At 46.0% G+C, this 15,061-nt stretch carries 5 protein-coding genes, 2 tRNA genes and 6 rRNA genes; 1 reads left to right on the top strand and 12 read right to left on the bottom strand.

Annotated features, from left to right (window positions below; genetic code table 11):
* Positions 1-129: 129 nt before the first annotated feature.
* Positions 130-402 (top strand): hypothetical protein, encoded by a 273-nt coding sequence (locus UFO1_RS00065; protein ID WP_236639296.1) that lies wholly within the window; start codon positions 130-132, stop codon positions 400-402.
* A 40-nt stretch (positions 403-442) separates the two neighbouring features.
* On the opposite strand, the gene UFO1_RS00060 is transcribed toward UFO1_RS00065, so the two are convergent.
* The 12 genes from UFO1_RS00060 to UFO1_RS00005 all read right to left on the bottom strand — a co-directional run bounded on the left by UFO1_RS00060 (position 443) and on the right by UFO1_RS00005 (position 15,061).
* Positions 443-1,084 carry a CoA pyrophosphatase gene (locus tag UFO1_RS00060; RefSeq protein ID WP_038666287.1) on the bottom strand — a complete coding sequence of 214 codons (642 nt, stop codon included), beginning with the start codon at positions 1,082-1,084 and terminating at the stop codon, positions 443-445.
* A gap of 21 nt (positions 1,085-1,105) precedes the next feature.
* Complete coding sequence (locus tag UFO1_RS00055) at positions 1,106-1,900, bottom strand: energy-coupling factor ABC transporter ATP-binding protein (protein ID WP_038666284.1); 795 nt, start codon at positions 1,898-1,900, stop codon at positions 1,106-1,108.
* 51 nt (positions 1,901-1,951) lie between these two features.
* Positions 1,952-2,878: a cobalt ECF transporter T component CbiQ gene (gene cbiQ, locus UFO1_RS00050; RefSeq protein ID WP_038666281.1), complete on the bottom strand. Its 927-nt coding sequence runs from the start codon at positions 2,876-2,878 to the stop codon at positions 1,952-1,954.
* 29 nt (positions 2,879-2,907) lie between these two features.
* A complete protein-coding gene (locus tag UFO1_RS00045; RefSeq protein ID WP_038666278.1) occupies positions 2,908-3,960 on the bottom strand; it encodes an FAD:protein FMN transferase in 1,053 nt (350 codons plus the stop codon).
* A gap of 474 nt (positions 3,961-4,434) precedes the next feature.
* Positions 4,435-4,551, bottom strand: a 5S ribosomal RNA gene (gene rrf, locus UFO1_RS00040).
* Between the two features lie 91 nt (positions 4,552-4,642).
* Positions 4,643-7,574, bottom strand: a 23S ribosomal RNA gene (locus tag UFO1_RS00035).
* 307 nt (positions 7,575-7,881) lie between these two features.
* A 16S ribosomal RNA gene (locus UFO1_RS00030) occupies positions 7,882-9,440 on the bottom strand.
* A 326-nt stretch (positions 9,441-9,766) separates the two neighbouring features.
* Positions 9,767-9,883, bottom strand: a 5S ribosomal RNA gene (gene rrf, locus UFO1_RS00025).
* A gap of 100 nt (positions 9,884-9,983) precedes the next feature.
* A 23S ribosomal RNA gene (locus UFO1_RS00020) occupies positions 9,984-12,915 on the bottom strand.
* A gap of 274 nt (positions 12,916-13,189) precedes the next feature.
* A tRNA-Ala gene (locus UFO1_RS00015) sits at positions 13,190-13,265 on the bottom strand.
* A 63-nt stretch (positions 13,266-13,328) separates the two neighbouring features.
* Positions 13,329-13,405: transfer RNA gene (locus tag UFO1_RS00010), tRNA-Ile, on the bottom strand.
* 103 nt (positions 13,406-13,508) lie between these two features.
* Positions 13,509-15,061 (bottom strand): 16S ribosomal RNA (locus UFO1_RS00005).
* The 16S, 23S and 5S rRNA genes sit together here with 2 tRNA genes alongside, the layout of an rRNA operon.

Below are 15,061 nucleotides of genomic sequence, written 5' to 3'. Positions count from 1 at the left end.
ATCTGTTAATAGGTTACAAAGCCAATTATCCCTATTTTTTTACCAAAAAGCCATTACACTTTTTCTTCACTAAGTGGTATAATGCTTGCAACTACATTTCATTCAAGTAGTAAAGGGAGTGTGTTGATATTGAAAAAGGAAACTGTAATAACTGCCATGCCTCCACTTGACGGCTATGCTGTAAAAATGCTTGAGGATGCCTTAGGCAAAGCCCCTAGTAAGGCCATTCGTCTAGAAATCAACAACACGATTTATCAGCTTTCCCGAGAAGGTCACTGGTTTAAATTTTCCCTACTTACTAAAAAACAAACTGTAAAACGATCTACCATATTTCAAACCATTACTGAGATCTACAACCAAGTAATTCATGGACAGGCTTGGCGTATCGCTGAAAGTTTCTAAAAAGTAACTAAACAAATCCCCCTTATAATAAGGGGGATTTTTATTTTTCCTCACTGCCTATTTTTTTACATACATCTAAAAACCGTTTTAGGACTTGCGCCGTCAACCCCCAGATAACATGCTCTTTATATTTATAAAATAATACTTGATACTTCTTGCGAACCCGCCACTCCTGTGAATACCCTGGTACTAAGGCAAAAGGAAAATCTTCTAAGGGTCTAGTACCCATTTCCATATGTCCAATCATAGGATCATAGTTTATAAGATATTCCAAAGGCACAGTAAAGACTTCTGCGACCTCACCTTCATTGGGGGTAATTAAATGCTTGGGAGAAAGGTATCCTACATAGGGATGTAGGCGAACTCCAATGGGACTAAGTATTTCCTCAAGTGAGCCTAAAACCTGTATATCATCCTTAGACAGGGCAAGCTCTTCTTGTGTCTCACGCACAGCTGCAAAGAGGGGATTTTTATCGTTTTTTTCAATGCGACCACCGGGAAAACAGATCTCCCCAGGTTGCCAGGACAATTGGGTGGATCGAACTTCAAAAAGTACGGCAATTTCACCATTGTCCCATACTAAGGGCACCAAAACAGATGCAGAAAAGTACTCATTGTAGCTGCCTTTATTGTCTATAGCAACTGCTAAGGCAGCTGAAAGTTTGTCACAGAATTCTTTCATTACCACATCATTCTCCTAATTCTATTCATGGCGATGTACATGCACATGTTGTAACTGTCCGTGTAAATGCACGTGTTGATCTTGATCAATAATATTAGCGGCTAAAAGTAACTCCTGATTTGCTAAAATAATGGCTGGTTTATCATCGGCCATTATTGTATGCCCATCACCAATTACAACGACTCGCTTTGCTAAGTCTGGGACTAATTCAAGCTGGTGCGTCGCAATAATAATCGTTTTACCAGATTCATTTAACTGACGAAGCATACCTCTCATCCATCGTTGGGTTTTGGGGTCGAGACCATTTGTTGGTTCGTCTAAAATTAATACTTCTGGATTTACAACTAGCACAGCGGCGAAGGCGACTTTTTTCTTTTCTCCTCCACTTAAGTGATGAGGTAATCGATCTTTTAATGAAGTAATACCAATACAATCTAAGATCTCTTCTGCCTGCTTCTTTGCTTTGTCAAAGGAAAGTCCCATGGCCAATGGGCCAAACATAACTTCATCTAATACGCTAGCACAAAAAAGCTGCACATCCGAATTTTGAAAAACAAAACCAATTTTTTGTCGATATGCAGCTGCAAAGTTCTTATCCTGCATCTTGTTTTTTGTAATTTTAGTATTGTAAGCCCAGAACTCTCCTTGGCTCGGAAAGATTAATCCTGCGATTACCTTCTGCAAAGTAGATTTACCACACCCGTTTGGTCCAAGTAACACAATCTGTTCCCCTGCATCAATTTCTAAAGAAACCCCATCTATTGCCGCTTTTTCTCTTTGATAACAATATCTTATATCTTTTAAATTAAATAACAATAGCCCTCAGCTCCTCTCATTGACTTTACACAAGATGTCTTAGTAATCACTTTACAGCATCCCAGATAAAATACATAAGCCCAGAATTACACACAAGAAGCAAAGATCCAGTAAACGAACAGATTTATCTAACCTTTGCTTATTTTCTCCATTATACCCACGAGCAATCATAGCTGCTGACACTTCTCCACTGTATTCTAAGGACATCCGAAAAAATCCACCAACTGCTCCACCAATCCATTCCCATTGGCTCAGTGGCCCTTCTTTACCTACTAAACGACTTTTTCGTCCAAAAATAAAATCACTTAGCAACAATAGAAATAAGAATAAATAACGATACGTTAAATCAAGCACCATTACAAACACACTAGGTACACCTAATTTACTTAAAGACTTGGTTAGAATATTCCATTGTGTAGTTTTCACAAGAGCGACCATTATTGCTAAAGATGTCGCAGTTCGCATAAATACAAAACTGGCCGCTCTTACCCCCTGCTTAGTTATTATCATTTTCTCTGGCAAAGAAAATCCGCCTATATGCCAATACCACGAATGATAAATAACCAGCAATTCATCTCCAGGTGTTATCCAACTGCTTATTGCTGGCAACATCATAATACCAGAAAAAATAAAAGCGGGTATCCATACCCGCTTTATATAATCAAGTATATTAATACCAGACATTAATAGTATAGCTAAGGTAAAAAGATGAATGCCTGCTAAGAATAAAAAATTATGGGATATGGCAACTAAAATAAGCAATGCAGTGCACCCAATAATTTTAATAATTGGATGAATTCTTTGCAACAATCTAGAACGATTAGCAACGACATCTTGATACATATCTTCAGCCATTACCTGGCCAATATTATCTAGAGTTTTTTCTAGATAATCCCCCCTATGCCAAGAAGACTGTACAATTGGCAGCTTAGCGTACGAGGTAGCTGTTAACCAACTGGGCAATTTATTTTTATTCACAGTATTTCATACTCCACCTTCCGAATAAGCTAAGGCTTAGTTTCCGGTTGCTTTTTATCTGATTCTAATGGTAATTCAATCTTGCCCTCAAGACCAGGGGTAACAATAATTTTCCCCTCCATAGTTACAATTACAGCCTCATTACCAGGAAACTGTTTTAATATTTCTAGTCCTTTCTCAACACCTAATACAAAAATAGGTTTACTCAATATATCACCATAGGTTGAGCTATTATTGACCATGGTCACGCTAGCGACCTCCCTAGGTTGCCATCCAGTCCGAGGATTAAGAATATGAGAGTATCTTATGCCGCTTTTTATAATAAATCTCTGATAATCACCAGAGGTCTCCATTGTATCCCAATCCGTTAAGGCTAACTTTGCACTAATTCCTTCTGTCTCTCGAGGGTTTTGTATACCAATTCTCCATGGTTTGCCATCAGGCTTATTGCCGATTACTCGTACATCTCCTCCAGCATTCACCAACGCAGATGTAATTCCTTTTGCCTTCAATACTTCAATTGCCTTATCTGTTGCATACCCTTTAGCAATTCCGCCCAAATCCAGCATCATACCTTCTTTAGGCAAATATACAGTATTTTCAATGGTATCCACCTCTACCAAATGATAATTCACCAAAGGCAACACTGCTTCAATTTCAGCCTGACTTGGAACGAATTCCCCTTTATGACCGATACCCCATAACTTAGTTAATGGGCCAATTGTCATATCAAAGGAGTCTGCTAGTTTATCAGATACCTCTTGAGAAAACTTTATAATATAAACTAAATCTGGATCAACAGTTACTTTAGCTTTGCCGGCCATTTGATTAATCTTTGATACTTGACTATTCTCATCAAAATTATTTGTAATCGTATGTAATCGTTGAAATTCCGCAAATGCTGCCTTAACTGCTTCCTCTGCCCCTGGGCCATATGCTGTAATTTCCACAATAGTATCCATAAGAAATTGGGTTTCCTTATATGGTTGTGCAGCCGATACATTATGATTCCGTAAATATCCGAAAACTAGTAAACTAATCATAACAAGTATTGTTAATACTATTGATAATTTCTTTTTCATGTAAGCCCCTTCCTGCTCCTTACTATAGCCTATGCCTTAATTAATGCTGTTTATTGCCGCCCAAATTTGCTCATTAGTTCCACTAAGTATTCGTCACTTTAATCCCCGTAAAATATGAAATTCCATATTCAGTAGACAATCACAACTATAATATCTATTATTTCATAAGACAATTACATCTAGTCTCATTATTAACTAGAATCGCTAGAAACTATATATTTCGTTATTTTCATACCTAAAACCTTTATTATTCCCTAATTTCTTCTTTGAAATTTATAGTGCTTATTACCTTTATTCAGCCATTATATCTTAATATAAAGTTCGGACTAAGCGCCAGCTTCATGTTATTATAAGGGGAGGTTAAATGCTAATGGCGAAGCGTTAATAATATGAAGCTGGCGCGACCAACAATACCAACACAATATTCATTTGCCAATAAAAAAAGCACTCACAAAAGTGAGTGCTTTTCCATATAACCAGCAACTACCTATCCTCCCAGGCCGTTTCCAACCAAGTACTTTCGGCGTATAAGGGCTTAACTACTGTGTTCGGTATGGGAACAGGTGGAACCCCTTAGCTATCGCCACTGGATTTTAGAAGTACATATTTTCATATGTTCCTTCAAAACTTCACAGAAGAAAGACTGCATGTTAGTCGTTAGTAGCTGCGCTACTAACTAAATTAAGTCAAGCCCTCGTCCTATTAGTACCAGTCAGCTGAATCCATTGCTGGACTTACACACCTGGCCTATCAACCTTGTCATCTACAAGGGGACTTACTAGCTTACGCTATGAGAGACCTCATCTTAAGGCTGGTTTCACGCTTAGATGCTTTCAGCGTTTATCCTTTCCGAACGTAGCTACCCAGCTGTACCCCTGGCGGGATAACTGGTACACCATTGGTTCGTCCACTCCGGTCCTCTCGTACTAGGAGCAGTTCCCTTCAAGTCTCTTGCGCCCGCGATGGATAGGGACCGAACTGTCTCACGACGTTCTGAACCCAGCTCACGTACCACTTTAATGGGCGAACAGCCCAACCCTTGGGACCTACTACAGCCCCAGGATGTGATGAGCCGACATCGAGGTGCCAAACCTCCCCGTCGATATGGACTCTTGGGAGAGATTAGCCTGTTATCCCCAGGGTAGCTTTTATCCGTTGAGCGATGGCCCTTCCACGCGGTACCACCGGATCACTAAGTCCGACTTTCGTCCCTGCTCGACCTGTACGTCTCGCAGTCAAGCTCCCTTCTGCCTTTGCACTCTTCGCGCGATTTCTGGCCGCGCTGAGGGAACCTTTGAGCGCCTCCGTTACATTTTCGGAGGCGACCGCCCCAGTCAAACTGCCCACCTGACACTGTCCTTAATGTCGTTACTATTAAAGTTAGAATTCCAGTAAATAAAGGGTGGTATCCCAACAATGACTCCATACATACTAGCGTACATATCTCGCAGTCTCCCACCTATCCTGTACATCATTTACCAAAATTCAATGTCAGGCTACAGTAAAGCTCCATGGGGTCTTTCTGTCCAGTCGCGGGTAACCTGCATCTTCACAGGTATTTCAATTTCACCGGGTCCCTCGTTGAGACAGTGCCCAAGTCGTTACACCTTTCGTGCGGGTCGGAACTTACCCGACAAGGAATTTCGCTACCTTAGGACCGTTATAGTTACGGCCGCCGTTTACTGGGGCTTCAGTTCACACCTTCGAATTGCTTCTAAGCACTCCCCTTAACCTTCCAGCACCGGGCAGGTGTCAGCACCTATACGTCAGCTTTCGCTTTAGCAGGCACCTGTGTTTGTGGTAAACAGTCGCTTGGGCCTCTTTTCTGCGACCCTCTTTAGCTCATACCGCAAGGGTAATCACCTAAAAGGGCTCCCCTTCTCCCGAAGTTACGGGGACATTTTGCCGAGTTCCTTAACGAGGGTTTTCCCGCGCACCTTAGGATTCTCTCCCCGCCTACCTGTGTCGGTTTGCGGTACGGGCACCCACAGCCTCGCTAGAAGCTTTTCTTGACAGTGTGGGATCAGTAAGTTCATCGCTATCGCTAGCAACTCCCCGTCACTCCTCAGGCTATACGTTTAGCGGATTTGCCTACTAAACACCCTACAAGCTTAGACGCATTTCTTCCATTCATGCGATTACTTACCCTTCTGTGTCACTCCATCACTCAAACGGATGTGGGTGGTACTGGAATGTTTGCCAGTTGTCCATCGCCTACGCATTTACGCCTCGGCTTAGGCCCCGACTTACCCTGAGACGACGAGCGTTGCTCAGGAAACCTTAGGCTTTCGGTGGACAAGATTCTCACTTGTCTTTTCGCTACTCATACCGGCATTCTCACTTCTATATACTCCACAGCTCCTTACGGTACTGCTTCAAAGCGTATAGAACGCTCCCCTACCACTTGTAACAAAGTTACAAATCCATAGCTTCGGTTCCGTACTTTAGCCCCGGACATCTTCGGCGCAAAACCTCTCGACCAGTGAGCTATTACGCACTCTTTAAATGGTGGCTGCTTCTAAGCCAACATCCTGGTTGTTTCTGAAGTTCCACATCCTTTGCCACTTAGTACGGCATTTGGGACCTTAGCTGATGGTCTGGGCTGTTTCCCTCTTGACTACGGGTCTTATCACTCGCAGTCTGACTCCCAAGGTCCGAGTACAGCCATTCGCAGTTTGACAGAGTTCGGTAACCTATAAGGCCCCTAGCCCAATCAGAGCTCTACCGTCTGTACTTATTTCTTGAGGCTAGCCCTAAAGCTATTTCGGGGAGAACCAGCTATCTCCGCGTTCGATTGGCATTTCACCCCTATCCACAACTCATCTCAAAACTTTTCAACGTTCACGAGTTCGGTCCTCCACGCAATTTTACCTGCGCTTCAACCTGGCCATGGATAGATCACTGCGGTTTCGGGTCTACAACAACTAACTATTCGCCCTATTAAGACTCGCTTTCGCTGCGGCTCCACATCTTCTGCTTAACCTCGCTAGTTACTGTAACTCGCCGGTTCATTCTTCAATAGGCACGCTGTTGACCACATAAGGGTCTTCAACTGCTTGTAGACATACGGTTTCAGGTTCTTTTTCACTCCCCTCCCGGGGTGCTTTTCACCTTTCCCTCACGGTACTATACGCTATCGGTCGCCAAGGAGTATTTTGCCTTGGAGGGTGGTCCCCCCTGCTTCCCACAAGGTTTCACGTGTCTCGTGGTACTCTGGAACTCGGCCATCTTGCTCTGCTTTTCGTCTACGGGACTGTTACCCCCTATGGTCTACCTTTCCAGGTAGTTCGACTAAGCCTGACTCGAATTATGCCGGTCCTCAACCCCGAATCAGTAAACTGACTCGGTTTGGGCTCTTCCCCGTTCGCTCGCCGCTACTTAGGGAATCTCACTTGATTACTTTTCCTCTGGGTACTTAGATGTTTCAGTTCCCCAGGTGCCCTCCTCATACTCTCAGGTATGGGTAACAGTGCATTACCACTGTTGGGTTTCCCCATTCGGAAATCTAGGGATCAAAACCTGCTTGCGATTCCCCCTAGCTTATCGGAGCTTACCCCGTCCTTCATCGGCTCTTGGCGCCAAGGCATCCACCGTATGCCCTTATTAGCTTGACTTATGTCTTGCTAATCGACTGCTCATAAATGAACAATCATTAGTGGTGTACAATCCCAAAGGATCATACGTTTTTTAAAAAATCCTAACATGCTCGGTAATCACCCTAATATTGCTATTAGAATTATTACTTTGCTTTCTTCTGTGCAGTTTTCAAAGAACATATAAGGTACTACATTTCCTATCACTACAATTTCTTGTAGCAACAAGGACGTATTCCCTCAAAACTAAGCAATGTAAGTAGATGAACAACCAGATGTGTCGACCTTGGATTAGAACCATGTATTTCAATGATTCAAATCTCCATAGAAAGGAGGTGATCCAGCCGCACCTTCCGATACGGCTACCTTGTTACGACTTCACCCCAATCACTGATCTCACCTTCGACGGCTGGTTCCATTGCTGGTTACCTCACCGGCTTCGGGTGCTCTCAACTTTCGTGGTGTGACGGGCGGTGTGTACAAGGCCCGGGAACGTATTCACCGCAGCATGCTGATCTGCGATTACTAGCGATTCCGACTTCATGCAGGCGAGTTGCAGCCTGCAATCCGAACTGAGAGCTTGTTTTTGGGTTTGGCTTCACCTCGCGGCTTCGCTACCCTCTATTAAAGCCCATTGTAGTACGTGTGTAGCCCAAGACATAAGGGGCATGATGACTTGACGTCATCCCCACCTTCCTCCGTGTTATCCACGGCAGTCTCCCATGAGTTCCCGCCATTACGCGCTGGCAACATAGGATAAGGGTTGCGCTCGTTGCGGGACTTAACCCAACATCTCACGACACGAGCTGACGACAGCCATGCACCACCTGTCTATCTGTCTCCCGAAGGAGAACTTCCTATCTCTAGGAGCATCAGACGATGTCAAGCCTTGGTAAGGTTCTTCGCGTTGCGTCGAATTAAACCACATACTCCACCGCTTGTGCGGGCCCCCGTCAATTCCTTTGAGTTTCAACCTTGCGGCCGTACTCCCCAGGCGGGGTACTTATTGCGTTAACTCCGGCACTGGAGGGGTCGATACCCCCAACACCTAGTACCCATCGTTTACGGCCAGGATTACCGGGGTATCTAATCCCGTTCACTACCCTGGCTTTCGCGCCTCAGTGTCAGACACAGTCCAGAAAGTCGCCTTCGCCACTGGTGTTCCTCCTAATATCTACGCATTTCACCGCTACACTAGGAATTCCACTTTCCTCTCCTGCACTCAAGAATAACAGTATCCAAATGCTTCACGGGGTTGAGCCCCGAACTTTAACATCAGACTTATTATCCCACCTGCGCGCGCTTTACGCCCAATAATTCCGGACAACGCTTGCCACCTACGTATTACCGCGGCTGCTGGCACGTAGTTAGCCGTGGCTTTCTTGTCAGGTACCGTCATTACAACACATTATTCACATATCGCACATTCGTCCCTGAAAACAGAGTTTTACGATCCGAAAACCTTCTTCACTCACGCGGCGTTGCTCCGTCAGACTTTCGTCCATTGCGGAAGATTCCCCACTGCTGCCTCCCGTAGGAGTCTGGGCCGTGTCTCAGTCCCAGTGTGGCCGTTCATCCTCTCAGACCGGCTACTGATCGTCGCCTTGGTGAGCCATTACCTCACCAACTAGCTAATCAGACGCAGACCCATCTTCTAGTGGTAGCTTATAAATAGAGGCCACCTTTAGTATCTTAAATATGCATCTAAAATACAACATTCGGTATTAGCACCACTTTCGCAGTGTTGTCCCCATCTAGAAGGTAGGTTGTCTACGCGTTACTCACCCGTTCGCCACTAAGATTCCATTGCTGAAATCTCCGTTCGACTTGCATGTGTTAGGCACGCCGCCAGCGTTCGTCCTGAGCCAGGATCAAACTCTCCAATAAATTATATTAGAGAACCTTGATGGCTCTTTAAAAAACTAGTTTTGTTAATCTCACCGAAGTGGACTAACTTTGTTTTGTACTCAAACGAGTACCGCACATCTGGCTTATTTTAATCTTACTTACATTGTTTAGTTTTCAAGGAACACATGGTCGCTTTCGCAACCGGAATATTAGTATAACACAGTTTTATTCACCATGTCAACATAATTCTTTTAGTACTTATTGCCAGCCTCGCTGACAACTTACTTAGTATAACATCAAGTCACACGTTATGTCAAGTACTATTTAGAGAAAATAATAGAGCACTCACTAAGAATGAGTGCTCTAACCGGCAACTACCTATCCTCCCAGGCCGTTTCCAACCAAGTACTTTCGGCGTATAAGGGCTTAACTACTGTGTTCGGTATGGGAACAGGTGGAACCCCTTAGCTATCGTCACCGGATTAAAGTTTTTAAAGAAGTACATATTTTCATATGTTCCTTCAAAACTTCACAGAAGAAAGACTGCATGTTAGTCGTTAGTAGCTACGCTACTAACTAAATTAAGTCAAGCCCTCGTCCTATTAGTACCAGTCAGCTGAATCCATTGCTGGACTTACACACCTGGCCTATCAACCTTGTCATCTACAAGGGGACTTACTAGCTTACGCTATGAGAGACCTCATCTTAAGGCTGGTTTCACGCTTAGATGCTTTCAGCGTTTATCCTTTCCGAACGTAGCTACCCAGCTGTACCCCTGGCGGGATAACTGGTACACCATTGGTTCGTCCACTCCGGTCCTCTCGTACTAGGAGCAGTTCCCTTCAAGTCTCTTGCGCCCGCGATGGATAGGGACCGAACTGTCTCACGACGTTCTGAACCCAGCTCACGTACCACTTTAATGGGCGAACAGCCCAACCCTTGGGACCTACTACAGCCCCAGGATGTGATGAGCCGACATCGAGGTGCCAAACCTCCCCGTCGATATGGACTCTTGGGAGAGATTAGCCTGTTATCCCCAGGGTAGCTTTTATCCGTTGAGCGATGGCCCTTCCACGCGGTACCACCGGATCACTAAGTCCGACTTTCGTCCCTGCTCGACCTGTACGTCTCGCAGTCAAGCTCCCTTCTGCCTTTGCACTCTTCGCGCGATTTCTGGCCGCGCTGAGGGAACCTTTGAGCGCCTCCGTTACATTTTCGGAGGCGACCGCCCCAGTCAAACTGCCCACCTGACACTGTCCTTAATGTCGTTACTATTAAAGTTAGAATTCCAGTAAATAAAGGGTGGTATCCCAACAATGACTCCATACATACTAGCGTACATATCTCGCAGTCTCCCACCTATCCTGTACATCATTTACCAAAATTCAATGTCAGGCTACAGTAAAGCTCCATGGGGTCTTTCTGTCCAGTCGCGGGTAACCTGCATCTTCACAGGTATTTCAATTTCACCGGGTCCCTCGTTGAGACAGTGCCCAAGTCGTTACACCTTTCGTGCGGGTCGGAACTTACCCGACAAGGAATTTCGCTACCTTAGGACCGTTATAGTTACGGCCGCCGTTTACTGGGGCTTCAGTTCACACCTTCGAATTGCTTCTAAGCACTCCCCTTAACCTTCCAGCACCGGGCAGGTGTCAGCACCTATACGTCAGCTTTCGCTTTAGCAGGCACCTGTGTTTGTGGTAAACAGTCGCTTGGGCCTCTTTTCTGCGACCCTCTTTAGCTCATACCGCAAGGGTAATCACCTAAAAGGGCTCCCCTTCTCCCGAAGTTACGGGGACATTTTGCCGAGTTCCTTAACGAGGGTTTTCCCGCGCACCTTAGGATTCTCTCCCCGCCTACCTGTGTCGGTTTGCGGTACGGGCACCCACAGCCTCGCTAGAAGCTTTTCTTGACAGTGTGGGATCAGTAAGTTCATCGCTATCGCTAGCAACTCCCCGTCACTCCTCAGGCTATACGTTTAGCGGATTTGCCTACTAAACACCCTACAAGCTTAGACGCATTTCTTCCATTCATGCGATTACTTACCCTTCTGTGTCACTCCATCACTCAAACGGATGTGGGTGGTACTGGAATGTTTGCCAGTTGTCCATCGCCTACGCATTTACGCCTCGGCTTAGGCCCCGACTTACCCTGAGACGACGAGCGTTGCTCAGGAAACCTTAGGCTTTCGGTGGACAAGATTCTCACTTGTCTTTTCGCTACTCATACCGGCATTCTCACTTCTATATACTCCACAGCTCCTTACGGTACTGCTTCAAAGCGTATAGAACGCTCCCCTACCACTTGTACCAAAGGTACAAATCCATAGCTTCGGTTCCGTACTTTAGCCCCGGACATCTTCGGCGCAAAACCTCTCGACCAGTGAGCTATTACGCACTCTTTAAATGGTGGCTGCTTCTAAGCCAACATCCTGGTTGTTTCTGAAGTTCCACATCCTTTGCCACTTAGTACGGCATTTGGGACCTTAGCTGATGGTCTGGGCTGTTTCCCTCTTGACTACGGGTCTTATCACTCGCAGTCTGACTCCCAAGGTCCGAGTACAGCCATTCGCAGTTTGACAGAGTTCGGTAACCTATAAGGCCCCTAGCCCAATCAGAGCTCTACCGTCTGTACTTATTTCTTGAGGCTAGCCCTAAAGCTATTTCGGGGAGAACCAGCTATCTCCGCGTTCGATTGGCATTTCACCCCTATCCACAACTCATCTCAAAACTTTTCAACGTTCACGAGTTCGGTCCTCCACGCAATTTTACCTGCGCTTCAACCTGGCCATGGATAGATCACTGCGGTTTCGGGTCTACAACAACTAACTATTCGCCCTATTAAGACTCGCTTTCGCTGCGGCTCCACATCTTCTGCTTAACCTCGCTAGTTACTGTAACTCGCCGGTTCATTCTTCAATAGGCACGCTGTTGACCACATAAGGGTCTTCAACTGCTTGTAGACATACGGTTTCAGGTTCTTTTTCACTCCCCTCCCGGGGTGCTTTTCACCTTTCCCTCACGGTACTATACGCTATCGGTCGCCAAGGAGTATTTTGCCTTGGAGGGTGGTCCCCCCTGCTTCCCACAAGGTTTCACGTGTCTCGTGGTACTCTGGAACTCGGCCATCTTGCTCTGCTTTTCGCCTACGGGACTGTTACCCCCTATGGTCTACCTTTCCAGGTAGTTCGACTAAGCCTGACTCGAATTATGCCGGTCCTCAACCCCGAATCAGTAAACTGACTCGGTTTGGGCTCTTCCCCGTTCGCTCGCCGCTACTTAGGGAATCTCACTTGATTACTTTTCCTCTGGGTACTTAGATGTTTCAGTTCCCCAGGTGCCCTCCTCATACTCTCAGGTATGGGTAACAGTGCATTACCACTGTTGGGTTTCCCCATTCGGAGATTCATGGATCAAAGCCTGCTTGCGACTCCCCATGACTTTTCGCAGCTTACCGCGTCCTTCATCGGCTCTTGGCGCCAAGGCATCCACCGTATGCCCTTATTAGCTTGACTTATGTCTCACTAACAGTCGGCTGTCAATAAACAGTCATCTGCGTTGTCGCTTCTGCGGGCATTCCATTCGACGTACAGTCGTACGACTCATTTCATGTCCTCGTCGCTCCTAGCATCTAACTATTTCTTGCCAACCTTTGGTTGGTGGTATATTCAATAACGAATATACATGTTTCAAAAAAAATCCTAACATGCTCGGTAATCACCCTAATATTGCTATTAGAATTATTACTTTGCTTTCTTCTGTGCAGTTTTCAAAGAACATAAAAGTAGATGGTGGAGAATAACGGGATCGAACCGTTGACCCCCTGCGTGCAAGGCAGGTGCTCTCCCAGCTGAGCTAATTCCCCATGTTAAAATCCATTTTTCGTTTAAAAAAATCCGAGTTACCTCGAATCAAAACAACAAAATAATGGTGGGCCTAAATGGACTCGAACCATTGACCTCACGCTTATCAGGCGTGCGCTCTAACCAGCTGAGCTATAGGGCCATTTGAGGTATTCCCTCAAAACTAAGCAATGTAAGTAGATGAACAACCAGATGTGTCGACCTTGGATTAGAACCATGTATTTCAATGATTCAAATCTCCATAGAAAGGAGGTGATCCAGCCGCACCTTCGATACGGCTACCTTGTTACGACTTCACCCCAATCACTGATCTCACCTTCGACGGCTGGTTTCCATTGCTGGTTACCTCACCGGCTTCGGGTGCTCTCAACTTTCGTGGTGTGACGGGCGGTGTGTACAAGGCCCGGGAACGTATTCACCGCAGCATGCTGATCTGCGATTACTAGCGATTCCGACTTCATGCAGGCGAGTTGCAGCCTGCAATCCGAACTGAGAGCTTGTTTTTGGGTTTGGCTTCACCTCGCGGCTCGCTACCCTCTATTAAAGCCCATTGTAGTACGTGTGTAGCCCAAGACATAAGGGGCATGATGACTTGACGTCATCCCCACCTTCCTCCGTGTTATCCACGGCAGTCTCCCATGAGTTCCCACATTACGTGCTGGCAACATAGGATAAGGGTTGCGCTCGTTGCGGGACTTAACCCAACATCTCACGACACGAGCTGACGACAGCCATGCACCACCTGTCTATCTGTCTCCCGAAGGAGAACTCTCTATCTCTAGAGTCATCAGACGATGTCAAGCCTTGGTAAGGTTCTTCGCGTTGCGTCGAATTAAACCACATACTCCCACCGCTTGTGCGGGCCCCGTCAATTCCTTTGAGTTTCAACCTTGCGGCCGTACTCCCCAGGCGGGGTACTTATTGCGTTAACTCCGGCACTGGAGGGGTCGATACCCCCAACACCTAGTACCCATCGTTTACGGCCAGGATTACCGGGGTATCTAATCCCGTTCACTACCCTGGCTTTCGCGCCTCAGTGTCAGACACAGTCCAGAAAGTCGCCTTCGCCACTGGTGTTCCTCCTAATATCTACGCATTTCACCGCTACACTAGGAATTCACTTTCCTCTCCTGCACTCAAGAATAACAGTATCCAAATGCTTCACGGGGTTGAGCCCCGAACTTTAACATCAGACTTATTATCCCACCTGCGCGCGCTTTACGCCCAATAATTCCGGACAACGCTTGCCACCTACGTATTACCGCGCTGCTGGCACGTAGTTAGCCGTGGCTTTCTTGTCAGGTACCGTCATTACAACACATTATTCACATATCGCACATTCGTCCCTGAAAACAGAGTTTTACGATCCGAAAACCTTCTTCACTCACGCGGCGTTGCTCCGTCAGACTTTCGTCCATTGCGGAAGATTCCCCACTGCTGCCTCCCGTAGGAGTCTGGGCCGTGTCTCAGCCCAGTGTGGCCGTTCATCCTCTCAGACCGGCTACTGATCGTCGCCTTGGTGAGCCATTACCTCACCAACTAGCTAATCAGACGCAGACCCATCTTCTAGTGGTAGCTTATAAATAGAGGCCACCTTTAGTATCTTAAATATGCATCTAAAATACAACATTCGGTATTAGCACCACTTTCGCAGTGTTGTTCCCATCTAGAAGGTAGGTTGTCTACGCGTTACTCACCGTTCGCCACTAAGATTCCATTGCTGAAATCTCCGTTCGACTTGCATGTGTTAGGCACGCCGCCAGCGTTCGTCCTGAGCCAGGATCAAACTCTCCAATAA

Origin of the sequence: Pelosinus sp. UFO1, from assembly GCF_000725345.1 — a bacterium.
In the GTDB taxonomy this organism is placed as follows: domain Bacteria; phylum Bacillota; class Negativicutes; order DSM-13327; family DSM-13327; genus Pelosinus.
Note: the sequence above shows the minus strand (reverse complement) of the source record. Positions and strands in the feature narration are given on the sequence as shown.